Below are 23,429 nucleotides of genomic sequence, written 5' to 3'. Positions count from 1 at the left end.
CGTCAGCTCAACTGTTCGGCAGGGAGGGCATCATGACCGCACAGGCAGACACCCCGGACGGGTCGCCGACGGCTTCCGACGGGGTCAGCCGCCGTCACGCACTGGGGCTTCTCGGCACCGCGGGGGCGGGCGCGGCCGTCACCCCCTTGCTGGGAGCGGGCCCGGCGCAGGCCGCCCCGCTCGGCGCCCCGGCGCTCCACCGCACCGCGGACTCGGCCGGCGCACCTCCGGTGCAGGGACTGCATCTGACCTTCGGGGCGGACCCGCGGACCCAGATGACGGTCTCGTGGCTCACCGACCGACCGGTGACCAGACCCGTGGTTCACTACGGCACGCTGGAGCACGGCTTCGGGTCCGGCGCGCCGGCCCGCACGGTCAGTTACGTCGACGGCACCTCCGGCCGTACCGTCTACGTCCACCACGCCTCGCTGAACCGCCTCACCCCTGGGACCGACTACCTCTACCTCGCCACGCACGAGGGGGCGACGCCCGACAGCGGTACGTTCCGCACGGCCCCGCGCGGACGCGAGCCGTTCACCTTCACCAGCTTCGGCGACCAGTCCGCTCCGCAGGTGACCTGGGCGGCGGACGGCACAGTGGCCCTGGACGCGAACTCGACCCCCGCGACGAAGGACATCGTCACCGGCATCGAACAGGTCGCCCCGCTCTTCCACCTCCTCAACGGCGATCTCTGCTACGCCAACCTCGACGTCGACCGGGTCCGCACCTGGAACAACTTCTTCACCAACAACACCCGTTCGGCGCGCTTCCGTCCATGGATGCCGGCCGCCGGCAACCACGAGATCGAGAAGGCCAACGGCGCGCTCGGCCTCGACGCCTACCAGACCTATTTCTCCCTGCCCTCCACCGAGACCGACGCCGAACTGGCCGGCTTGTGGTACGCGTTCACGGTCGGCTCGGTCCGGGTGATCGTGCTGCAGAACGACGACAACTGCCTCCAGGACGGCGGCGACCACTACATCAGCGGTTACTCCGGCGGACGTCAACTCGCCTTCCTGGAGCGGGAGCTGAAGGCCGCCCGCTCCTCCCGGGAGGTCGACTGGATCGTCGTCGCGATGCACCAGGTGATGATCAGTTCCTCGGACGCGAACGGCGCCGACCTGGGCCTGCGCCAGAAGTACGGCCCCCTGTTCGACAGGTACGGCGTCGATCTCGTCCTGTGCGGTCACGAGCACAACTACGAACGCTCGCTGGCCGTCCGGGGTGTCGTCCCGGGCAGCGAGACGCTCACACCCCGCCCGGTCTCCCAGGCCACCGACTCCATCGACACGGGCATGGGCACCGTGCACATGATCCTCGGCGGCGGAGGCGTCTCGGGAACGACGAACCAGAAGTTCTTCACCGACGGCACCGCGAAGGTGATCACCGCGGTGTCCGCGACAGCCGGCGCGAACGGCAAGCGCACCTCCACCTACACCAAGGAGGAGGCGGTCTGGACGGGCGTCCGGGACGTCGAACACCCTTATGGCTTCGCGGCGTTCACCGTCGACCCCGGCCGGCACGCCGGTGACACGACACGGATGCACGTGACCTACTACAACGTGAACAAGCCGCACGGCGAGTTGTCGGTGTTCGAGACCTTCACCCTGCACCGCAGGCGTTCCGACGGGCACGCCGAGCGGCTGTGACAGAGTGCCCGTGGAAGAGCCGATCACGGGAAGGACCGTTCATGGCAGCGGAGTTGACCGAGCAGGTGCGCAAGCGACTGGAGGAGCCGAACTTCTGGTACGTGGCCACGGTGACGCCGGACGGGGCGCCGCATGTCACGCCGATGTGGGTGGGACTGGAGGACGGACTGATCGTCTTCAACACCTCGGTCGGCCGGATCAAGGAGGAGAACCTTCGCCACGACGCCCGGGTCCACCTCTCGCACGCCGACGCCGAGAACCCCTACGACCGGGTACAGATCTCCGGCCGCGCGGTGCGCTTCGTGACGGGGGAGGAGGCCGAGCGCGGCATGGACCGGCTGGCCCGCAGGTACCTGGGCCTCGACGGATACCCCTGGCTGATCGAAGGCGAGCAGCGGGTCCATGTCCTGGTCGAGCCGGAGCGGGTGCGCCACATCGTGGGCGTCGAACCGTTCCGGCCCGGCATCATCCCCTCGTGACCTGCGAGTAGGAGCGAACGAACTGGCTCGTTTGCCTCGCGAATAGAGCCGTGTCAGGCTGGCGAACCATCTAGTTCGTTTGATTGGAGGGAGAGGCCTGCCGTCTCCCGCACCGCTATCACGGCCGCGCCGGCCCAGGCGGGGCTGGGCGGCAGGCTGCGGCGGGGCTGGGCGGCGGGCTGCCCCTGGTGATGGCGCTGGCCTGCGGGGTCGCCGTGGCGAACGTCTACTTCCCGCAGGCGATCACGCCATTGATCGCGCGAGGCTTCGGCATCGGCCAGGACGCGGCGGCCGTTCTGGCAACCGTCACGCAATTCGGCTATGCCGCCGGGATCTTCCTGCTGGTGCCCCTCGGCGACCGGCTGCCGCGGCGCCCGCTCGTCACGCTGCTGTTGGCCGTGACCGCGCTCGCGCTGCTCGTCGCCGGCCTCGCCCCGGCCGTCGGGCCGCTGCTCGCCGCCGGTGCGGCGGTCGGCGCGGCCACCGTGGTGCCGCAGATCCTGCTGCCCATGGCCGCGGGCATGGCCGAGCCCGACCGCCGGGGTGCGGTCACCGGCACTCTGCAGGCCGGACTGATCGGCGGCATCCTGCTGGCCCGCGCCTTCGGCGGCGTACTGGGCGAGCACTTCGGCTGGCGCGCCCTGTACCTGGTGGCGGCCGCGCTCACCGGTCTGCTGGCCCTCGTGCTCGGCCTCGCCCTGCCGCGCAGTGCCCCGGCCGTGCGCGATCGCTATCCGACCCTGCTCGCCGACACCCTCCGACTGCTGCGCCACGAGCCCCAGCTGCGGCGGTCGGTCTCCTTCCAGGTCACCGTCTTCGGCGCCTTCAGCGCGGTCTGGACCGCGGTCGCCCTGCTGATCACGGGCCCTCGCTACGGCATGGGAACCCAGGCCGTAGGTCTGCTCGCACTGATCGGCGCGGCCAGCATGTTCCTGGCGCCCGCAGCCGGCCGCTGGGTCGACCGGTACGGCCCCGACCGCGTCAACCTGTGGTGCGTCCTGCTCGCCCTCGCCTCCGGCGCGCTCCTCCTCACCGGCCTCGCGGGCGGTCCGGCCGGCCTCGTCGGGCTCGCCGCCGGGCTGCTCCTGATCGACGTGGCGGTGCAGTGCGGCCAGGTGGCCGACCAGGCCCGCATCTTCGCCCTGCGTCCCGAGGCTCGCAGTCGCCTCAACACCGGCTACATGACTTGCGGGTTCGTCGGTGCCAGCGCCGGCTCCTGGCTGGGGACGCGCGCGTTCACCCAGCTGGGCTGGGGCGCCGTCTGCGCCCTGGTCGCCCTCGCCGCGTCGCCCTCGGCGCGTACCTGTCCGGCCGCCACGGCACCACGGCACAGAATGACTCATGACGAGCCCCGGACACGGCGGAATCGACGTGCTCCCGCCCGCCCTGGGAGGCAACACCTTCGGCTGGACCAGCGACGAGCCCTCCTCCCGACAGGTGCTCGACGCCTTCGTGGACGCCGGCGGCTTCCATGGGCAAGCACGGCACCAGGGAAGACCTCGGGCGCGTCTCGCGCGAGCAGCGCGCCAGCGGATACCCCTCCGCCGCCGGACTCGCCGTGGTGGACACCCTGCCCGCCCTCATGGCCTCCGCCGAGCTGACCCTCATCCCGGAGGAGATCAGCGGTCTCGACGAGGTCTCCGCCAGGGTGCCGGAGCGGATCCCTCGCTCCGCCGCCGTTGTCCGCCCCGGCGCGCGTCCGATGATGGCGCGGTGAGGTCACAGAACGGCGAGTCGGTCCTGGCATGCCGTTCATGGAGGGCATCCGTCGGAGCGTGCCGTCATGCCGTCCGTCAGCGATGCCGACCCGTTCGCCCATGACCTCCCGATGGATCGTGAACCGCCGCACCGGGCCCTGCACCAGGCCGGCCGGGAGAGCCTGGTGCTGTGCGGCAAGAGGGCCTTCAACGCCTTCGGCCCGCGCAACGACCTCGTCACGGCGGACGCCCACCGTATGGCGGGTCTGCCGGCGTGGGTGAACGTCCAGTGCGCACGGGAGGCATTGAGCGAGGACGGCTTCGGCGCGGCAGTCCGGGCCGCTGCAGACCGCGGTGAACTCTCCCGCACGGCAAGCACCGTTGGTGGCGCGGTCGCGGCTGACCGGCGGGGCTGAGCTTCTTCCTGGCCCCCTGGGCGACCCCGACCGCTTCGACCCCGCCCGTGACCCTCCGGCCACGCCGGCTTCGGCACCGCCACCCCGACAAGACCCTGCGCTCGTGGGCGTCCTTGCCCGTGCGCGTTCACCCGGCTGCCTGACCAGCCGACGCCGGCCCCGGGCCGCTCCCGGGGTTCTTCGAGTCCGCCGCATAGGATGGCCGAATGACCACAGTACTGCTGAAGACCTCGGCCGGAGACATCACCCTGGACCTCGATGAGGCGAAGGCCCCGAAGACGGTGGCGAACTTCGTCGAGTATGTCCGGGCCGGCCATTACGACGGCACCATCTTCCACCGGGTGATCCCGGGTTTCATGATTCAGGGCGGCGGCCTGACCGCGGACATGAAGCAGAAGCCCGCGGCGCAGCGGGTGGAGAACGAGGCCAAGAACGGCCTGCGCAACGACAAGTACACCGTGGCGATGGCGCGGACGTCGGATCCGCATTCGGCGAGCGCTCAGTTCTTCATCAACACCACCGGCAACGACTTCCTGAACTACCCCGGTCAGGACGGCTGGGGCTACGCGGTGTTCGGGAAGGTCGTGGCGGGCAACGACGTGGTGGACGCGATCGAGGGCGTGGCCACCACCTCCCGGGGCGGGCACGGCGACGTGCCGGTGGAGCCGGTGACGATCGAGTCCGCGCAGTTGGTCTGAGGCCGGTCACCTCCGCCCGCGTCGCCCGTCGCCGAGGCGACGCGGGCGTGAACCCCGCTCGGACGGCCAAGGGATCCGAGCCCAGCCAACGGGGCACGAAGCGGACGCCGAAGGCCATGGGCGCTCACGGGCCGCGGGTTGTCCGGCGGGAGCGTCACCAGGATCTCGTACTCGGTGGCGCCGTCGATGTGCGGCCTCGTCGAACCCGCGGTCGCGCCGTGCCTTCGGCGCGTCCACGGCACGCCGCAGCCCCGCGACAGCCGAGTCGTACCGAACGCTTCGGCGATCCGGCCGCTCGGCCCGGGGCGCGGCGGGTGCGTTGAACGCGAGCACATGAGGCAGCACGACCTCGTGGGAGTCCACGCAACGGGCGAGGGCGGTCAGGTCCGAGGTGATGCTCACCGGCACCGGCACCGACAGCGACAGCGACGGCGTGAGGGTCGCGTCGTAGACGATCGAACGCGGAAGAACACGCGGATCCACGCCGGTGGTCCTGTGCGCCCCTTCGGCCGGCTCCAGACACCGGTGGCCTCCGAGCCCGCGTACGTCGTGGGTACAGCCATCCCGGGGATCCCCCTGGTCAGCGCGACTGCCAGGAGCAGTTCCCGGCCGGCCTGGAGCGGAGCGGTCCCCTCGGTGAGGAGTGACAGCCCCGTCGGCCACCCCGCCGACGTCAGGGTGACGCAGGCACGATGCCGTCGAGCACCGAGTCGACCACCTGCCTGGAGAACTCGGCGTCAGGCCGCGGTGCGTCGGGGTGGAGGAGCGAGCGGGAGAGGACCGGACCGACGATGAGCTCGCCGATGAGGGCCGGGTCCAGGTCCGCTCGGATCTCGCCGTGCCGCTGGGCCGCGGCGAGCAGGTCGTACAGGGCCTGTCGGCGCGGGCCGATGACCGTGCGCAGGAAAGCCTCGTTGAGCTCGGGCAGTGTGCGGATCTCCGCCGTCAGGACGGCGAGGTTGGTGCCGGAGTTCTCGCTGAGGTAGTCGCGGCGGATGCTCTCCAGGACACGGAACAGAGCCTCGCGCAGCGGCACGCCCGTGAGGACGGTCTCCTCCTCGACCTCGGCCTGAAGACGCTCCAGCACATGCAGCAGAAGCGCCTCCTTGCCGGGCCAGCGCCGGTAGAGGGTGGCCTTGCTGATTCCGGCCTCGCCGGCCACCGCCTCCATATGCATCGCGCTCAGGCCCATGCCGCGCTGCATCAGCCGGAGCACCGCCTCCACGATCCGGTCCTCCGTGCCCTCGCGTCGGGGCCGCCCCCGGTGGCGCGTCGCAGGCCGGACCGTGCCGACCGCGGTCCCTGTGGTGTCGGTCATCGCCCCATTGTCCCAGTGCCCGTGCGGCCGGAGCGGCTCCGGTGGTGCAAGACGATTGTGCTGCGCCACCGGGTGTTCGTAAGCTCTCCACATGAAAGGGATTGAAACGTTTCAATCCCTTCTGTGCTGCTGACGAACGTGCCCCTGACGAAAGGAATCCGAGCCGTGGCCGAGGACAACAGAACCGCCCTGAGCCGCCGGCACCTGCTCGGCGTCATGACGGCGACGGCGGCAGGGGCGGCTCTCCCGCTCACCGCCGCGCCGGGGGCTCGGGCGGCGAGCGCGGCGGCATCCGCCGGACACGGCTCCGCACCCGTGCACCTGCGGGTCAGCTCCAGGGTCGAGCCGCTGGGTACGGAGACCGCGCCGACGTTCAGCTGGGTGCCCCGGGTGGCCCGGCAGAGCGCGTACGAGATCCAGGTCGGCACCGCACCCGGCGCGGCCGACGTCTGGCGCAGCGGGAAGGTGGCCGGCGCCGAGAGCGTCGAGGTGCCCTACCGGGGTGGTGCGCCGCGCTCGGAGCAGACGTACTTCTGGCGCGTGCGCTCCTGGGACGACCAGGGCGTGCCCGGTCCCTGGAGCGAGTCCGCGACCTGGGAGACCGGCCTGCTGAAGGGCGAGCGCGACTGGTCGGCCATCAGCGGCGGCCGTCTGCCGCAGGACCACGACTGGCAGGACCTCACCGCGACGGTGGTCTTCCGGGGCGGTCCTGACGCCGGCGGTGGACTGTCCCTGCTCCTGCGCGCCGAACCCATCGGCAAGACCTGGGGCGAGGGCCTGAACTGGACCCTGCGGCAGAGCGGCGACGCCATGCAGCTGGTCATGACGACCCGCCACTACGCCGGCAACACCTGGGTGGACGACGGCACTTCGGAGCCGGACTGGGGCGTGAACCACTACGACCCGCGGAGCGAGACCAACCCCACCACCGCGGGCACCCGCAGCGTCCCGGTCGGCACGGTCACCCTCCCCGCGTCGACCGGACTCACCAAGGACACCTGGGCCACCCGCGACCACACGGTGCTGGTCACGGCACGCGGGCTCACGGTGACCACCACGGTCAACGGCGTCGAGGTCGACAGCCGCACGCTCAGCGGCGACCAGATCCGCCGCCACGGAAGCTTCGGCTTCGCCGGCGGCACCTCGGCCACCGTTCGCAGCGTCACGGTGACCGGCACCGGCGCCCCAGACGTCACCGCCGACCTCACCACGGGCGCCAACCCCTTCGAGGCCGGCATCGGCACCCTCGACGGCCTGACCTTCCCGCCCAAGAACCCCTACATCCCCGCCAAGAACGCCGTGCTGCCCCTGGCCAACCCGGCACCGGTGCTCCGCCGCGCCGTCACCCTGCCGCGCGGTCGCAGTATCGCCAGGGCCCGGCTGTACCTGAGCGCCGCAGGCAACGTCACCTTCACCGTCAACGGCGACCCGATCACCGTCGACGGCCGGCGGGCCACCCGGGAACGGACCAACGTCCCGAGGCTGCTCACCGAGCAGAGCACCTACGACCGCACGGTGCTCTACGACACCTTCGACGTCACCGCGCTGCTGCGGGCGGGCCAGGAGAACGTGCTCGCCGCCGAACTGGGCCGTGGCTGGTACGGAGTGACGACACCGCAGGAGTGGTACTGGCACCTCGCCCCCTACGCCGGTCCGCCCCGCCTGCGCGCGAAGCTCGTCGTGACGTACACGGACGGCTCGGCCACCTCCCTGGTCACGGACGGGGACTGGCACACCGCGGACGGTCCGACGACCTTCGACTCGGTGTACTCCGGGGAGAAGTACGACGGCCGGCGGGCGGACGCACTGGGGGAGTGGCGCTCGACCGGCTACCGGGCGGGGCGCGACTGGCGTCCGGCCACCGTGCTGATCCCGCCGGGCAGTTGCTCTGGGCCGTCGCCCACATACCACGGCGCGCTGCCGGACACGACCGTGCCCGAGGGTTTCAAGCCCGCCGTCCTGCGGGCCCATGAGGGGGAGCCGGTGCTGGTCAGCCAGATCCTGCGCCCGGTCTCGATCACCGAGACCGCGCCCGGCTCGGGAACCTGGGTCCTGGACTACGGGCAGATCCTGACGGGCTTCGTCCGCCTCACGCTCACCGGCATACGCGTCGACAAGGAAGGCCTCACCCTGCGGATCCGCGGTGGCAACCGCATCACGAGCGGCGACGGCACGGCCGGCTCCCCCCCTCTCCGTGGAGGAGGAGAACTTCCAGCACGACGCCGACCTCCAGACGCACTACTACACCCTCGGCAGGCGGCCGACGCAGGTCTGGGAGCAGCAGTTCAGCCACTTCGGCTTCCGCCATCTGGAGGTCATGAACCTCGAAGCCGTCCTCGGCCGGGCCCCCGACCTGACGCGGGACGCCGATGTGCTCACCGTCGCCGTAGCCCGCTCCGGCTTCGCCCGCACCGGCACCTTCACCACCGACAACGCCCTGCTCAACCGGCTTCAGCGCAACCTGGAGCGGGCCGAGCGCAACAACCTGGTGCAGAAGCCCACCGACACCCCGTCCCGGGAGAAGAACGGCTGGACCGGCGACGCCATGGCCAGCTCCGAGTCCGAATCCCTCACCTGGGACGTCAACGGGGTCCTCACCACCTACCTGCGCCACTTCCCGGACACCCAGATCTCCACCGGCCAGCTGCCCATGTTCGTGCCCATCGCCAAGGGCGGCTACGGCTACGACCACACCCCCGGCTGGAACGCCGCGTGGACGTACTACGGCAACAGCCGCCTGTTCGCCGAACTGTACGACCACCAGGACACGTTGCTGACATACTACGAGACGCTGTTCACCGCCGAGAACGACTACCTCTTCGACGCGTCCCTCGGCGCCTACTCCGGGGCCGAGGATCCGGCCAGGCAGCGACCGCGCCGGCGTCGTCGTGGCCGCCGGCGCCGGGGTGGAGGGGCCGGCCGTCGGCGACGAGGTGCTGAGCTGGGCGGTGGCGGGCTCCCTTCACATGGCCGGCGCCACGGCGTACGCGGCCGCCCGCGAGATCCTCCTGGAGCTTGGTCGGCCTGGTCGCCACCGGAACCGTCGAGGTGCCGATCGCCGCCCCGTACCCGCTCGACCGCGTCGCCGACGCCTTCGCCGAACTGGAACGGCGGCACACCCGGGGCAAGATCGCGCCGGCCCCCTGAGCGGCCCCGGACCCCGGGCACGCTCCGGAGATCAAACGAACTGGTTCGTTACCATGGGGGCATGGCATACGACTCGGCAGCGACCAGAGAGCGCATCCTCGCGGCGGCGACCAGGGAGTTCGCCGCGCACGGCGTCTCCGGTGCCCGGGTGGACCGTATCGCCACCGAGGCCAAGGCCAACAAGCGTGCGATCTATGACTACTTCGGCGACAAGAACAAGCTCTTCGCCGTCGTCCTGGAGCGCGCGCTGGCCGAGCTGGCCGAGGCCGTACCGCCCAGCGAGGACCTGCCCGGGTACGCGGCACGCCTCTTCGCCTATCACCGGGCCCGTCCCGAGGCCCTGCGCCTGGTGATGTGGGAGGCCCTGGAGATCGGCGACCAGCAGGTCCCGGCCGAGGAGGCCCGCACCCGCCACTACCAGGACAAGATCGACGCCGCCGCATCCGGCGGCGCGGGCGGCGACGCCCGCACCCGCGTGTTCTTCACCCTCGCCCTGGCCGGCTGGAGCATCGCCATGCCCCAGCTGCGCCGGATGATCCTCGGCCCCGACTACAGCCTCGACGACCTCGGCGCGGATGTCGCCCGGGCCGTGCGGACCCTGCCGGCCGGCCAGGAGCAGCAGTAGGGCCGGCTCACGGCGCCGGCGAGCCTGAGTGCGATGCAGGCGAAGCCGAGCGCGATCCGGGTGCGCGGTCGGGAACGGAAAGCGAAGTGCTTGGCCGGGGCCGTCCCCAGGCAGCACAGGTGAGGCAGCGCGGACAGCACGCCGGAGGGTCGGCGAGGCGCCCGGGGCGACGGTCGTCGACCAGGGCGATCAGGTGCGGGAACGAGGTGACTGCGGAGAACACGGAGGCGAACTCCAGGGCGTGCAGGGCCTTGAGGGAGCGGGAGCGAGCAGGGCGTACTGACGGTGCGGTGACAGCCGGCCGGACAGTGAGCCCGCGATCGGGGGCACGACCAGAGCGGTCCGCGCGCTGCCCTGTATCAGGGTGAGGGCCTTCGACAGGGCAGGCCCGTCCAGGGCGGCGCCTCCACCCGTACCCGGCCGGCGTCGGCTTCCGCCATCTGCGCGACGAGGACAGCCTCGTGCACGCCACGCGCACGCGTACCGGATGCTGCATGTTCTCCACGATCCGCCCCGGCGAGGCCTGCGTGACCTGCCCCCGCACCCTAAAGTGATCGACATGGCGATACCTGTACATGCCCTCGTGCACCGTCCGTTGACCGTACAGGCCGTCGCGGAGCTCGTCGCACTGCCGACGGCGCCGCAGGTGCCCGACGACTCCGACGCCATGACCGAGGAGATGCGGCGTCGAGGATGGGAATGGGAGCACCAACTCGTCTGCGACTCCTTCCGCACCGCTCACCAGCACGTGGTCTGCGACGAGTACGGCAACCCGTTCGGTAACGCCGGCTCACGGACGTTCCTCGTCTTCGGCGAGGTGTACCCCGTCGACCCGAGAGACGAGGACATGAGGAACGGTCCATGGCTGTACGGCTATATCGAGGGCTGGGAGCAGGTGCCCGGCTGGGTCAGCCGCAGACCGTCCACCGACGAGGACTGTGAGGCCGTACTCGCGCAGGCGGCGCTGGCGGTCACCGAGCACCTGGGCGAAGCCCCCGAGCGGACGACGGTGTCGTCGTACACCGCGGGTATCGGCCCTGAGCTGACGCACCGCATCTGGCGCACCCCCACGCACGCGCTCATTCTCGGGCCGACGGCCGACAACGGCCCCTACGGCTATCTCACGCACCTGCAACTGTCCTCCACGCCACTGACCTGCGCCCCCGACCTGCCCCCTGCAGGCGACAAGGACGGCTTGGACAGATGGATCACGGCGCATATCGACTGGTAGAGCGCAGGTGCACCTCCCACTCGCCCAGTGACAAGCCTCCTGGGAGAGACGGGCGGTCAGAGGCAACAGCACGAGCGTCAGGGTTCCGACGATCGCCGCGGCAGTCTGTGCGACAGCACCGTGGTGGCGTCCACGTCACCATCCGGCTGAAGGTGTCGACGAGTTCCTGGGTGGCTTCGCCGGCGATGCCCACACGGACGTCCGTGCGCGGAGCTTGTCCGGTTGCCCAGGCAGCCGAGCCGCGATGGTGCCGGCGTTCGGACCTGCGTCCCAGCGTGCCGAATTCGCGCGACAGGAGGTGCGGGCTCTGGAACGCTACGGGCTTGGGCCTGCGGCCTGGACAGCGACGATCGGTACGAGCACGCGATGGGTGATCGATGACTTTCACGCTTGAGGGACCGGTTCTGGACGGCACGCTCGTGCGCCTGGAGCCACTGGATCACCGCCATGCGGCGGACCTGGCCTTGGCGGCGGAAGAGGACCGCAGCTCCTATCGGTTCACCTGGGTGCCTACGGCGTCCGAGGTCGAGGGATACATCGATGTCCAGCTCGCCCGTGCCGCCGCCGGGAAACTGGCCCCGTACGCGCAGGTGGAGCAGGCGTCGGGGCGGGCGATCGGGGCCACGGCCTACTGGGATCCGCGGCTGTGGCCGACGACCGGCGGACTGTGCGCGATCGAGGTCGGTTTCACCTGGCTCGCGGCGTCGGCCCAGGGCACGGGTGTGAACACCGAGGCCAAGTACCTGCTGTTCCGGCACGCGTTCGAGAACTGGGGTGTGGCTCGTGTGGACTTGAAGACGGACGCGCGCAACAGCCGGTCGCGGGCGGCGATAGCAGCGGTCGGCGCACAGTTCGAAGGTGTGTTGCGGAACTGGTCCCGGTCCTGGGTGCCGGGCGAGGACGGCCGACTGCGTGACTCCGCGATCTTCTCGATCACCATGGAGGAATGGCCGGACTGCCGCACCAGGCTCGAACAGCGCATGGCACGCGGCACTGAACGCAGGCGACCGGGAGCAGGTCTGCCTTTCCCCGCCTGAGCCCGAGCCCCGTGTACACCGTGCCGTCCGGGCGAGTGACGGCGCCGGTGTCAGCGGCAGAGGGCGGTGAGCGGCGGCAGACCGAGCGGCCTGGTCAGCCGACACGCCCTTGGTCCATGCTGGCCCCTGCCCGCCCCGCACGTCCACAGGAGTCACCCCGTGCCCAAGCCCCGCTTCGCCGTCCTCGGCGCCGGTAGCATCGGCTGTCACCTCGGCGGACACCTCGCCGCCGCCGGACATGACGTGACCTTCATCGGCCGGCCCGCCGGAATGGACGTGCTGCGCGAGCGGGGACTCACCCTCAGTACGTCCGTCCGGCCGCCGGTCCACCTCACGCCGGACCGGCTGACCCTGGCCACCGGACCGGAGGCCGCGGCCGGCGCCGACTACGTGCTGGTCACGGTGAAGACGGCCGGCACCGAGGCCGCGGCGAAAGACCTCGCCGCGCATCTCGCCCCCGACTCCGTGGTGGTCAGCTTCCAGAACGGCCTGCACAACCCCGCCACCCTGCGCGCCGCGCTTCCCGGTCACACCGTGCTGGCCGGAATGGTCCCGTACAACGTGGTGCAGTCCGAACCGGGCACCGTGCACCAGGGCATGCCGGGCAAGCTCATGACCGAGCCCGACGACACGCTCTTCGCCGCCTTCCACGCGGCGGGCCTGGCCTGCGAGGCCCGCACCGACATGTCCGAAGTGCAGCACGCCAAGCTGCTGATGAACCTCAACAACGCGATCAACGCCCTCTCCGGGCTGCCGCTGCGCGACCAGCTCGGCCGACGGGCGTACCGCCGCTGCCTCGCCCTGTGCCAGCGCGAGGCCCTCGCCGCGTACCGGGCGGCCGGGGTCACTCCCGCCCGCCTCGGCCCTACGGCGCCCGGCGTCACCCCGTACGTACTCGGGCTGCCCGACGCCCTCTTCCGCCGGGTGGCGGCGGCGTCCCTCCGGATCGACGCCCACACACGCTCCTCGATGTGGGAAGACCTGCAGCGCGGCCGGTCCACGGAGATCGATTCCCTGCAGGGCGAGATCGTCGCCCTGGCCACCGCTCACGGCATGAGCGCGCCCGCGAACGCGCGTCTCGCGGCCCTGGTGCACGAGGCGGAGGCCACCCCGCGCACATGGACAGGACCGGAGCTGTACGCCGAACTGCGCGCGGCGCGCTGAACCGCGCGCAGCAGGTCAGCCCCTGCTCCTCGGGCGCGCGCCGAGGGCGGCGGCGAGACGCGAGCGCATACGGCGCACTCGGAACGGCACGGTGCCGGACAGCCACGGAGGTCTTCGAGTGCCACCGGACAGGCGTGAAAGCGCCTTTTCAGAAACGCCGAGGCGGGCGGCCCGACCCGGCACCGGAGATCTAAGTCCCGGCCATCTTCCCCCAGTTGTTCAAGTCCGGCCTCGACAGGGACCTCGACTCGACGGCTGGGCCGCGGCCGGGGTGGTCGTACGACGAGGTGCTGCCGTACTTCCGGCGCGCCGAGGACAGCGAGCGCGGCGAGGACGCGTTCTCCACCCCGGTCTGGAACGGCCTGACCTCACCGTCCTGGCCTCGGCCCGCGCCCACCGCGGCGTCGTCGACGGCGGCCGGGTGACCGGCGTGGAGGTGGAGCGCGGATGCGCCGTCGAGGTGGTCCGCGTCCAGCGCGAGGTGATCCTGTCCGCGGGCGCCTCCGAGTCCCCGAAGCTGCTGATGCTGTCCGGGATCGGCCCCGCCGCCGGCCTGTCCGCCCTCGGCATCGGCGTCGTACGCGAGCTGCCGGTCGGTCAGGGTCTGCAGGGCTGGGCCAGACCGCCGGGGCCGCCTGAGGCTCGGCGCGCGGCGGTGTCGCCGCCGTGCGGTGCCCGGCCCGGCGCTGACCACCGCGTACGTCGCCTCCGTCCTCAGCGTCCTCTACGGTACGGCTGGGGTACCTTCCCCGCCCACACCCCGGACGACGTGCAGCGCGGGGCCTCGACGCCGGCTAGGCCACGGCTTGCGAGGCGGAGGCGTGAGCGGCCGTCTGCCGGAGCGCCGGGATCAGGTCCGCGAGCCGTTCGAGCTGCTCGCGCTGGGAGCGGAGGTCCAGCGCGCCGAGGCGTGCGACGAGGTGCCGGACACCGGCGGCGACGTACTGTCCCAGGCGCTCACGCACCTGCTCGGCGGAGCCGGTGACGATCGCCTGGATCCGCTCCAGTTCCCGCAGTGGCATGCCGTAGGTGGCTCGCGCGTAGCCGTCCACAGCGCGACGGCCGCTCTCCACGTCGTCATCGATCCGTACCGTGACGAACAGCGCGGGCGTGATGTCCTCGGCCCTGCGCCCGGCGTCGGCCGCCGCTTTGCCGATGTCGCGGAGGCCGGACGCGTAGTCGGCGGGGTCGGGCGGATAGGGAAGCCATCCGTCGTAGCTCCGGCCGGTGCGGGCCAGCGCCGCCGGCGTCGCGCCGCCGAGCCAGATGGGCGGTCCGCCGGCTCGGGACGGCCTGGTCATGGGCGGGATGTCGGCGAACCGGAGGATCTCGCCGTGGAAGGAGTCGGCGCCGTTCCACAAGGCCCGCCACAGCGCGACCGTCTCGTCCAGGCGGGCGAAGCGCCTTTCCCACGGCACCTCGGACAGGGTGTAGAGGGGCCGGCCGAAGCGGCCCGGGAAGCCGGCGCCGACGGTCACGGTGAGCCGGCCACCCGACAGCAGGTCGATCGACGCGAGCGACTGCGCGGTCTGGACCGGCCGACGCAGGAACGGCATCAGCGCGGCCGTGCCCAGTGTCACCTCGGTCGCCGGTGCGAGTGCGGCCAGCATCGTGAGCGCCTCTATACGCGGGCTGATCAGGGAATCGTTGACGAAGAGCGAGGAGAAGCCCGCGCGTTCGGCGTGGCGGCCGAAGTCGACCAGCTCGCGAGGGTCGTCGGCCGGGCCCCACTGGGCGGTTCCGGTCGGAAGCAGTACACCGATGTCCATACCGGTGATCTTCATGACCGGCGTGAGCGGAGACAATTCCCCGCAGGGAATGGCCCGGGACCCGTCGCCGCCGTTACAACATCCCTGTGGACTTCCCTCGTGCGCTTCGCCGCTGCCGTACCCGTCGTCATCTCAGCCAGCTCGACCTGGCGCTGCGGGCCGGCACCACCCAGCGGTATCTCAGCTTCATCGAGTCCGGCAGGTCCGTCCCCGGCCGGAACATGGTCGTGCGCCTGGCCGAGTCGCTGGAACTGCCGCTGCGGGAGCGCAACGAGCTGCTGCTGGCCGCCGGATACGCGCCCGCCTACCCCGAGAGCTCGCTCGACGACCCGGCGCTGGCCCCGGTGCGCACGGCGCTCGACCACATCCTGCGCGGGCATCTGCCGTATCCGGCGCTGGTGGTCGACCGAGCCGGTGACCTGATCGCCGCGAACACCGCCTTCGATCTGATCACCGAGGGCGCGGCCGCCGAACTGGTGGGCCCGGGAGCCAACATCTACCGCCTCGCGCTGCATCCCCACGGCCTGGCTCCCCGTATCGGGAACCTCGCCGAATGGGGGCAGCACATCCTCGCGCGCCTCGGCCACCAGGAAGACCTGCACGCCGAGCTCGCCGGATACGTCGCCCACCTGGAGCCGTCCGCCGCGCCCCTCGGATTCGCGGTTCCGCTCCACCTGCGCTCCTCGTACGGCGAACTGCGCCTGATGACGACCGTGACGACCTTCGCCACCGCGGTCGACGTGACACTCGCCGAGCTGAAACTGGAGGCGTTCCTGCCGGCCGACCCGGCGACGGCCGCAGCACTCCTGGCAGCCGCCGGCCCCATGGCCTCCGCCGCCGCGGGCCAGGCCCCCGAGAACACGCGGTCGGCCTTGACCGCGCCGTAGAGGCGTACACCTGCCAGCATGTCGGCGCGTCGGCCCCCTGGGCAGCAGGAGGAGTCCGCCATCCTGTCGATACGGCGCCCCGTCCGGATCCCGCGGACCGGATCCCCGGGCCCTGTCCGGTCCGGGCCCGGGAAGGAGAACGCCCGCATGACGCCCCCGCCTCCGCCTTCGCACGATGCCCCGTCCCCGCGGGAAGCCGTCGCCGGATCCCTCCTCGACGAGGCCCGCCGCCTGGCCCCCGACGCGGTCGCCCTGCGCCGCGCCCTGCACGCAGGTCCCGAGCTGGGCCTCGATCTGCCGGACACACAGCGCCTGGTACTGGACGCGCTCGACGGCCTCGGCCTGGAGATCCGTACCGGCCGTGCGCTGTCCTCCGTCACCGCCGTCCTCGCCGGACCGTCCGACGGACCGAGCATCCTGCTGCGCGCCGACATGGACGCCCTGCCGGTCACCGAGGAGACCGGAGCGCCGTTCGCCTCGCGCACTCCCGGGCTGATGCACGCATGCGGGCACGACACCCACATGGCGATGCTGGTGGGCGCCGCCCGACTGCTTGCCGCGCGGCGCGAACGGATCGCCGGACGCGTCGTGTTCATGTTCCAGCCCGGCGAGGAGGGGCAGCACGGCGCTCGCCACATGATCGAGGAGGGCGTGCTGGAGGCGTCCGGACGCAGGGCCGACGCCGCCTTCGCCCTGCATGTGCACCCCAACCTGCCCGCCGGCGCAGTGCGGCTGCGCCCAGGACCTCAGCTGGCGGCCTCCGACCGGTTCCGGGTCGTCGTCCGCGGGCGCGGCGGCCATGCCTCGGCGCCGCACACCGCCTGCGACCCGGTACCCGCGGCCTGCGAGATCGTCCTCGCCCTGCAGACGACGGTCACCCGCGGCCTGTCCGCCGACGACCAGGCCGTCCTCAGCGTGACGCAGCTGACCGCGGGCACCGCCACGGGCGTCATCCCGGACACCGCGGAACTCGGCGGTACCCTGCGCACCGTGTCCGAGTCCACGAGGCAGCGGATGCACGAGGCGATCGCCAGGGTGGCCCGGGGTGTGGCCGCCGCGCACGGAGCACAGGCCGAGACGACCGTCGTGCCGGGCTACCCGGTCACCGTCAACGACCCCCGCTTCACCGACTTCGTGCTGCGTACGGCCGAGGAGACGCTCGGTGCAGCGGCGGTGGGCGTGCTGCCGGCCACCCAGATGACGGCCGAGGACTTCTCCTACGTCCTCCAGGCCGTTCCCGGCGCCCTGGCCTTCCTCGGCGTGTGCCCGCCGGGCGTGACCCCGGACGAGGCCCCGGCACTGCACTCGCCCCGCATGACCGTCGACGAGGACGTGCTCGCCTCGGGCATCGCCTGTCACGCCTCCGTGGCCCTGGCCTTCCTGGCGGGCGGCGGACCGCGGACCACGCCGTGACCGCCGCCGCGGCCCCGCCTTGTCGCGGAGGAGTTCGTGCCGCGCGCAGGCATCCCTGGGCAGGCGGATCGCGGGGTCAGGCCGTCGCCTCCCGCATCCTGGCCGCTGTGCCCGGATCCGCCGGGAGGAACGTCCGGATGGCGATCTCGTCGAGCGTCACGTCCCGTGGCGAACTGAAGACCGTCGTGGTGTACAACTCCGTGAGCCCTGCGGCTGAGGTCCGTTCCAGCTGACGGCGGCCCCGCCAACTCCCCTGACACGGCACCGAGAAACAGCCCCATGGCATGGTTCGCGGCCGGCGACTCCCAGCGCGCGCACGTCTCGACCGCGAGCGCCGGGTCCGGTTCATGCCCGGTCAGCACGGCCTCCACGTCCAGTTCGTCCCGCAGCCGCCGGATCGAGTCCCGGCTGGGGCCGGCGTGTCCTGTCTCTTCCGTCCTGCGCGAGCGGCCCCAGGTCCACCACGACCGCGCGGGGCTCCAGTGGGAATTCCTGCCCTTCGACGACCGTGGCCGGCGCGGTGGCGGTCACACATTGAGGGCGTCCAGGATCGACTCCATCGCGAGGACGCCACCGAGGCCGAGGACCGAGAGCACGGTCGTGTAGGTGGTGCGTGCCTTGATCGCGTCGATGACGGACAGGTTGAAGTACTCCTTGAACATCCAGAATCCCGGGTCGTTGACGTGGGAGAAGGCGATCGAGCCGCAGGAGATGGCGAGGACCATGATCTCCGGGTGGACTCCGCTGCCGGCGAGCAGCGGCAGGGCCACGCCCGAGGCGGTGACGACGGCGACGGTCGCCGAGCCGAGGGCGACGCGGAGGATGACCGCGATGAGCCAGGCGAGGATGATCGGCGACAGGGACCAGCTGTGGGTGGTGTGCTTGATGTAGTCCGAGATCCCGCCTTCCACGAGCACCTGCTTGAACGCGCCGCCCGCGCCGATCACGAGCAGGATCATCGCCATCGCCTGGGCGGCGGACCGGCACGAGGCGCTGACCTCGTCCAGACTGCGGCCGATCCGCGGGCCGAACGCCCAGATCGCGACGGCCAGCGTGAGCAGCAGGGCGATGGGTGCCGAACCGATGAATGCGATGAAGTGCAGGACGGGCCCCGACCCGGAGGTCGCCAGGTCGGTCACCGCGGCTCCGGCGATGAGTACGACGGGCAGCAGGGCCACCGACAGCGACCAGCCCATGCCCGGCATCTCCTCGTCGGTGAAGACGCGGTCGCTGACCAGGCCCGTGGGTATGGAAGGGTTCATCTTCCGGACGAACGGAAGGCGCGGCCAGACGAGGGCGATGAGCGCTCCGGCCGGGACGGCGATGAACAGGCCGTAGAACAGGGTGAGTCCGACCGAGGCGTGGAAGGCCGAGGCGACCGCGGTCGGGCCGGGGTGCGGCGGCAGGAAGCTGTGCATGGTGGACAGGGCGATCGACATCGGCAGCCCGACCCACAGCAGATTGGCCCGCGTGACGCGTACGAGGGTGAAGGCGACCGGCACGATGATGACGAAGGCCACCTCGTAGAACATGGTGACGCCGATCAGCATGGCCGACAGCACCATGGCGACCTGGACCCAGCGCGGACCGCAGAGGTCGAGCAGCTTGCCGGCGATCCGCTGGGCGGCACCGGAGTCGCCCATCACCCGGCCGACCATCGCGCCGAGCCCGATGGTGAGCATGGTGTCGCCGATCTGCCCGCCGATGCCCTCGGAGAGCACGTCGGGGATTTTCTCCAGCGGGATGCCCCGGACGATGCCGACGCCCACGGCCACGAGCAGCAGGGCGACGAAGCCGTTGAGTCTCAGCTTCGTCATCAGGAAGAGCAGGATCAGTACGCCGACGGCTACGACAACAAGTGGCATGGGCCCGTTCCCCTTTGAACCGTGGTCGTGTCCATGAACGGCCTCCTCATGTGAACGGAGAAGCTGTCCAGATATGGGGATGGAGGCTATGGATGTGGACGCGCCAGGTCAATGGGCATGCGTGGAGGGAGATCTGACGCTTCGTCGGCTCATGCGATGCCGGAGGTGGGGGAGGAGCGCCCGCCCCTGCCCGACTGCGGGTGCTCGGGGCGGCCTTGTAGGTTGGGCGGTGGCCCCGCGGGGATCCGCCGGGCCGAACACGAGGCGAGGGGGCGGGTGTTGGGTGTCGTACTGCTGGCGCTCGGGGGCACGATCTCGGTGGCGGGCAGCACCCAGGGAGCGCGGCTGACCGGTGCCGAGATCACCGCGGCGGTACCGGGCCTGGCGGACCTGGGGATCCCTCTGGAGGTGCGGGACGTGCGGGCCGTGCCCAGCGGAAGCCTCACCTTCGCCCAGATCCTCGACGTCGTCGACGTGGCCTCGCGGGCCGTGGCCGAGGGCGCGGACGGCGTCGTCGTGACGCAGGGCACCGACACCCTGGAGGAGACGGCGTTCATGGTCGATCTGGTGTGGCCGCACGAGGCGCCGTTCGTGCTGACCGGTGCGATGCGACAGCCGGCCATGGCGGGGGCGGACGGGCCGGCCAACGTCCTCGCCGCGGTGCGCGTCGCCGCGGCGCGGGACACCCATGGGGCGGGTGCGCTGGTCGTCCTCAACGACGAGGTGCACGCGGCTCGATGGGTGCGCAAGACGCACAGTACGAGCCCCGCGACCTTCGCCTCGCCGAGCGCCGGTCCGCTCGGGCACGTCGTCGAGGGCCGGGTGCGGATGCTTCTGGCGCCGCCCCGGCACGAGCCGCTGCCGGTCGGGATCGACCGGGAGCGGCTCCAGGCCGCCCGTGTCGCCCTGCACGTGGTCACCCTGGACGACGACGGCACGCAGCTCCACGGCCTGGAGGCCACGCACCAGGGCTTGGTCGTCGCCGGTTTCGGCGTCGGCCACGTACCGGACGTGCTCGCGCCACGGCTCGGCGCACTGGCCGAGCACCTGCCCGTCGTACTGACCTCGCGCACCGGGAGCGGTTCGGTCCTGCGGCACACCTACAGCGCGCCCGGTTCGGAGACGGACCTGCGGCGCCGCGGACTGATCGACGGCGGCTTCCTCGACCCGTACAAGGCCCGGGTGCTGCTCCGGCTGCTGCTGGCGACCGGAGCCGGGCACGGCGACATCGTCGAGGCGTTCGCGCTGCGGGGCTGAGACCGTCCTGTGTACGGCTCACCCTCCGGGCCGACCGAGGACCGCGGTGACCTCCGGCGCACACCGGCTGCCGTCGTGACCGACACGATGGAGCACCGCTCCGGATGGGCGAGGCGACGTGGTGGACCTCCTCGCAGGCGGCCATCGCGGTGCGCCGGCCGCCGTCGGCCATCGGGTCGGCGGCGACGATCTCAGCGTATTCGGGCCTCAGCGGACCCGTCGGCATGCTCCGTGGTGAGCGCCCGCTGCATGAGGAAGGTGTCGATCCAGCGGCCGTGCTTGTGGCCGACCCGCACGAGGTGGCCGGCGTCGGTGAAGCCGGAGCGGCGGTGCAGGGCGCGGGAGGCGTCGCTGCCGGTGTCGGCGATGACGGCGATCATCTGGCGCATGCCGGCCCGGGCGCACGCGGTGATGACCGCCTCCAGCAGCGCCGTGCCCAGCCCCTGTCCGGTGGCGTCGGGCGCGAGGTAGACGGTGTCCTCCACCGTGTGCCGGTACGCCGGTTTCGGACGCCAGGGAGACGCGTACGCGAAGCCGGTCACCGCACCGTCCGACTCGGCGACGAGGAAGGGCAGTTCCCGCGCCCTCAGGTCCGTCAGCCGTCCCTCCCAGTGGGCGACGGCCGGCGGGGTCTCCTCGAAGGTGGCGACGCTGTGGCGGACGTAGTGCGTGTAGATGTCGGCAACGGCCCTGAGGTCGGACGGGGTGCCCGGGCGGACGACCGGTTCGGGAGCTGCCCTCACGGCCCTCGTTTCTCTATAGTGAAACATATAGCTATTATAGAGGAATGCTGGATCTCGTGACCCTGGGCGGCCGTGTGCAGAAGGCGCGGCATGGACTCGGCCTGACTCTGCAGCAGTTGGCGGACGCGGCTGAGGTCAGCGTGAGCATGCTGTCGTCGGTCGAGCGTGGTCAGAAGGCGCCCACCGTCGTCGTGCTCGCGCGCATCGCGGACGGTTTGGGCGTCCCGCTCGCCGAGTTGGTGGCCGAGCCACAGGGTCTGCGCGTGATCGTGCGCCGCGCCGCCGATCAGGACACTGTCGAGGAGCCGGGTGGCTGGCGACGGACGATCCTGACCCCGGTGGTGCCCGGCGTGAACTTCGAGTGGATCCGCACGGTCCTGCCCCCGCGCTGTGACGCCGGTGAGTTCCCCGCCTACGCGTCCGGCTCACACGAGTTCGTCGTCGTGGAATCCGGCACTCTGCGCCTCACACTCGCCGACCGTGCCGTGGACCTCGGTACCGGGGACTCGGTGTACTTCGCCGCCGATGTCGTCCACGGCTACGCCAACCTCGGACCGACGCCGTGCGCGTATCACGTCGCGGCCCTCATCATGCGGCCCCGGGCCGCTCGATAGCCGGGGCGACGGCGACCGAAGAAGGGACGGAGCCCGCACCCGGGCTGGGTGCGGGCTCCCGGTATCACCGGTGCGGAGCGGCTGGTACGGCGGCACTAGCCGCATTCGACGCGGTCGATCTCGTCGTACGCCGCCGCCTCGTATTCATCGCCGTTGTACGTCTCGATGAATCCATTGGTCACGCCCGCGATGCGCTTTTCGAGCCGCTTGGGCAGCGATGCACTGGCGTGGTTCAAACCCGAACCATTGGTCGCTGCCTGGGCTTGTGCCGGGCGACTGCCAGCAGTGCGAGCACACCGGCTAGTGCGGCCGGCAGAAATATGAAGCGCCGTCTCACGTGTTTTCCCCCTGTGTCAGTGATCTTTTCGGGATCGCTGTCGCGGGGTGACGCTAGTCGCACGGGTGACGAATCGGCGCTTTCTTCACAGCCTCTACTTCACTCGCCATCTGCCGGAATGGCGCGTTCTTGTCCACTTCCAGGCTCGGTGGGCGGGCCGACGCGGGGTTCACGCACCCCGCCTTCCTCTCCGTTCTCGTCGTTATATCGGCGCGTTCCGGCGCGTGAATTGCGCATTTTTCGCCCGACGGTCACAGGTGCTGAATTCCGGTCGCGGATTCGGTACAGGTGGCCTCTCCATCCTGGGGTGGAGAAGGGCGGGGCCATGTCCATCGACCCGTGGGTGGTGGTGATCCATCGTGTCCGCGGAGCAGTCTTGAGTCATGGGATCGCTTCACTCGGCGCTCGTCGTACTCATCGGAATCTGTGTCCTGATCTTTTATGCTGCCTGGATCGCGGGCGCGCTCTACTTCGGCGTGAAGAGCCACGCCGGCGTGCGCGGCTGGTGGCGCGGGCAGCGTCGTACGTTGCCGCGCCGGATTCTCCTGATCGCGGGTGTCTACGTGTTCTCGGTGCTGCTCGACCACTCCCGGGGCTTCTGGCGGCATCTGCGGTACTGGCAGCCCGAGCTGGCCCTGCTGGGCGCCGCGCTCGCCGTCGCCTCGACCGCCCTGCTGCTGTGGGCCCGCTGGGTGCTGGGCACGATGTGGGCCAGCGTTCCGACGGTCCGGGAACACCATGAACTGCGCACGGACGGTCCGTACGGCCTGGTTCGCCATCCCATCTACACGGGGCTGCTCGGCCTCGTCATCGGCGGCATGCTGGCCTGTGGCTTCGGCGTCTGGGCCGCGGTCCTCATAGTCGCCGTTCCGTGGCTGCTGCTGCGGGTCCGGGCCGAGGACCGGCTGATGGCAGGCCGGTTCGGTGCGGCCTACGAGGCCTACCGCGCCCGTGTTCCGGCGCTGCTCCCCTGGCCGCGTCCAGACCGGGCGGGAGTGGGCCACGGCGACCGTGTGCACCAGTAGCACCGGAGTTCGGTGAGCGGGAGGGGAAACTCACCCGGGAGTCGGACCTGTTGCCGGG

General features: G+C 71.3%; 21 protein-coding genes and 3 pseudogenes. 19 read left to right on the top strand and 5 right to left on the bottom strand.

What is annotated here, in order from left to right; translation table 11 throughout:
- Positions 1–32 precede the first annotated feature (32 nt).
- The 6 genes from O1G22_RS03035 to O1G22_RS03010 all read left to right on the top strand — a co-directional run bounded on the left by O1G22_RS03035 (position 33) and on the right by O1G22_RS03010 (position 4,939).
- The gene (locus O1G22_RS03035) at positions 33–1,649 is read left to right on the top strand and encodes a purple acid phosphatase family protein (RefSeq protein ID WP_270079838.1); all 1,617 of its coding nucleotides are present in this window, start codon (positions 33–35) and stop codon (positions 1,647–1,649) included.
- Positions 1,650–1,690: 41 nt separating this feature from the next.
- The gene (locus O1G22_RS03030) at positions 1,691–2,128 is read left to right on the top strand and encodes a TIGR03618 family F420-dependent PPOX class oxidoreductase (protein WP_225100028.1); all 438 of its coding nucleotides are present in this window, start codon (positions 1,691–1,693) and stop codon (positions 2,126–2,128) included.
- Between the two features lie 83 nt (positions 2,129–2,211).
- The gene (locus O1G22_RS03025; RefSeq protein WP_270079837.1) at positions 2,212–3,729 is read left to right on the top strand and encodes an MFS transporter; all 1,518 of its coding nucleotides are present in this window, start codon (positions 2,212–2,214) and stop codon (positions 3,727–3,729) included.
- Positions 3,711–3,845, top strand: coding sequence for a hypothetical protein (locus O1G22_RS03020; RefSeq protein WP_270079836.1), 135 nt, complete (start codon positions 3,711–3,713; stop codon positions 3,843–3,845). The genes O1G22_RS03025 and O1G22_RS03020 overlap by 19 nt, the downstream gene beginning before the upstream one ends.
- 66 nt (positions 3,846–3,911) lie before the next feature.
- On the top strand, positions 3,912–4,241 hold the full coding sequence (locus O1G22_RS03015; RefSeq protein WP_270079835.1) for a cytochrome P450 family protein: 330 nt from the start codon (positions 3,912–3,914) through the stop codon (positions 4,239–4,241).
- Between the two features lie 206 nt (positions 4,242–4,447).
- Positions 4,448–4,939 carry a peptidylprolyl isomerase gene (locus tag O1G22_RS03010; protein WP_270079834.1) on the top strand — a complete coding sequence of 164 codons (492 nt, stop codon included), beginning with the start codon at positions 4,448–4,450 and terminating at the stop codon, positions 4,937–4,939.
- A 673-nt stretch (positions 4,940–5,612) separates the two neighbouring features.
- Here O1G22_RS03010 and O1G22_RS03005 read toward each other — a convergent pair.
- Entirely contained in the window at positions 5,613–6,257 is a 645-nt protein-coding gene (locus O1G22_RS03005; protein WP_270079833.1) for a TetR/AcrR family transcriptional regulator, read from the bottom strand.
- 216 nt (positions 6,258–6,473) lie between these two features.
- Between O1G22_RS03005 and O1G22_RS44485 the strand changes: the two are divergent.
- The 8 genes and pseudogenes from O1G22_RS44485 to O1G22_RS44480 form a co-directional block, all read left to right on the top strand.
- Positions 6,474–8,069: pseudogene (locus O1G22_RS44485) on the top strand (alpha-L-rhamnosidase N-terminal domain-containing protein); the annotation flags it as partial.
- Positions 8,070–8,574: 505 nt separating this feature from the next.
- Positions 8,575–8,985 (top strand): annotated as a pseudogene (locus tag O1G22_RS02995) (alpha-L-rhamnosidase-related protein); the annotation flags it as partial.
- Between the two features lie 287 nt (positions 8,986–9,272).
- A complete protein-coding gene (locus O1G22_RS02990) occupies positions 9,273–9,404 on the top strand; it encodes a zinc-binding dehydrogenase (protein WP_270079832.1) in 132 nt (43 codons plus the stop codon).
- Between the two features lie 61 nt (positions 9,405–9,465).
- Positions 9,466–10,029, top strand: coding sequence for a TetR/AcrR family transcriptional regulator (locus O1G22_RS02985; RefSeq protein ID WP_270086305.1), 564 nt, complete (start codon positions 9,466–9,468; stop codon positions 10,027–10,029).
- 559 nt (positions 10,030–10,588) lie between these two features.
- Positions 10,589–11,260, top strand: coding sequence for a hypothetical protein (locus tag O1G22_RS02980; protein ID WP_270079831.1), 672 nt, complete (start codon positions 10,589–10,591; stop codon positions 11,258–11,260).
- A 377-nt stretch (positions 11,261–11,637) separates the two neighbouring features.
- The gene (locus O1G22_RS02975; protein ID WP_270079830.1) at positions 11,638–12,297 is read left to right on the top strand and encodes a GNAT family N-acetyltransferase; all 660 of its coding nucleotides are present in this window, start codon (positions 11,638–11,640) and stop codon (positions 12,295–12,297) included.
- 159 nt (positions 12,298–12,456) lie between these two features.
- Positions 12,457–13,461 carry a 2-dehydropantoate 2-reductase gene (locus O1G22_RS02970; protein WP_270079829.1) on the top strand — a complete coding sequence of 335 codons (1,005 nt, stop codon included), beginning with the start codon at positions 12,457–12,459 and terminating at the stop codon, positions 13,459–13,461.
- Positions 13,462–13,552: 91 nt separating this feature from the next.
- Positions 13,553–14,011 (top strand): annotated as a pseudogene (locus O1G22_RS44480) (GMC family oxidoreductase N-terminal domain-containing protein); the annotation flags it as partial.
- 244 nt (positions 14,012–14,255) lie between these two features.
- Here the strand turns inward: O1G22_RS44480 and O1G22_RS02955 are convergent.
- Positions 14,256–15,245: an LLM class flavin-dependent oxidoreductase gene (locus tag O1G22_RS02955; RefSeq protein ID WP_270079828.1), complete on the bottom strand. Its 990-nt coding sequence runs from the start codon at positions 15,243–15,245 to the stop codon at positions 14,256–14,258.
- Positions 15,246–15,316: 71 nt separating this feature from the next.
- On the opposite strand from O1G22_RS02955, the gene O1G22_RS02950 reads away from it, so the two are divergent.
- Together O1G22_RS02950 and O1G22_RS02945 are read left to right on the top strand one after the other, a co-directional pair.
- The gene (locus tag O1G22_RS02950; protein ID WP_270079827.1) at positions 15,317–16,117 is read left to right on the top strand and encodes a helix-turn-helix domain-containing protein; all 801 of its coding nucleotides are present in this window, start codon (positions 15,317–15,319) and stop codon (positions 16,115–16,117) included.
- 147 nt (positions 16,118–16,264) lie between these two features.
- Positions 16,265–17,530 (top strand): M20 metallopeptidase family protein, encoded by a 1,266-nt coding sequence (locus tag O1G22_RS02945; RefSeq protein ID WP_270079826.1) that lies wholly within the window; start codon positions 16,265–16,267, stop codon positions 17,528–17,530.
- A 527-nt stretch (positions 17,531–18,057) separates the two neighbouring features.
- On the opposite strand, the gene O1G22_RS02940 is transcribed toward O1G22_RS02945, so the two are convergent.
- Positions 18,058–19,395, bottom strand: a complete 1,338-nt coding sequence (locus tag O1G22_RS02940; protein ID WP_270079825.1) for a gluconate:H+ symporter — start codon at positions 19,393–19,395, stop codon at positions 18,058–18,060.
- Between the two features lie 276 nt (positions 19,396–19,671).
- Between O1G22_RS02940 and O1G22_RS02935 the strand changes: the two genes are divergently transcribed.
- Complete coding sequence (locus O1G22_RS02935) at positions 19,672–20,652, top strand: asparaginase (RefSeq protein WP_428986313.1); 981 nt, start codon at positions 19,672–19,674, stop codon at positions 20,650–20,652.
- A 191-nt stretch (positions 20,653–20,843) separates the two neighbouring features.
- On the opposite strand, the gene O1G22_RS02930 is transcribed toward O1G22_RS02935, so the two are convergent.
- Positions 20,844–21,395, bottom strand: coding sequence for a GNAT family N-acetyltransferase (locus tag O1G22_RS02930; protein ID WP_270079823.1), 552 nt, complete (start codon positions 21,393–21,395; stop codon positions 20,844–20,846).
- A 44-nt stretch (positions 21,396–21,439) separates the two neighbouring features.
- Here O1G22_RS02930 and O1G22_RS02925 point away from each other — a divergent pair, with 44 nt between their 5' ends.
- Complete coding sequence (locus O1G22_RS02925; RefSeq protein ID WP_270079822.1) at positions 21,440–22,009, top strand: helix-turn-helix domain-containing protein; 570 nt, start codon at positions 21,440–21,442, stop codon at positions 22,007–22,009.
- Positions 22,010–22,104: 95 nt separating this feature from the next.
- Here O1G22_RS02925 and O1G22_RS02920 read toward each other — a convergent pair whose 3' ends face one another.
- Complete coding sequence (locus tag O1G22_RS02920; protein WP_270079821.1) at positions 22,105–22,245, bottom strand: hypothetical protein; 141 nt, start codon at positions 22,243–22,245, stop codon at positions 22,105–22,107.
- 484 nt (positions 22,246–22,729) lie between these two features.
- Between O1G22_RS02920 and O1G22_RS02915 the strand changes: the two genes are divergently transcribed.
- Positions 22,730–23,371, top strand: a complete 642-nt coding sequence (locus O1G22_RS02915; protein WP_270079820.1) for a methyltransferase family protein — start codon at positions 22,730–22,732, stop codon at positions 23,369–23,371.
- Positions 23,372–23,429 lie beyond the last annotated feature (58 nt).

It is taken from the genome of Streptomyces camelliae (assembly GCF_027625935.1).
GTDB classification, from domain to species: Bacteria; Actinomycetota; Actinomycetes; order Streptomycetales; family Streptomycetaceae; genus Streptomyces; species Streptomyces camelliae.
The sequence above is the reverse complement of the archived record's forward strand: the minus strand, read 5'-3'. Positions and strand labels throughout refer to the sequence as shown.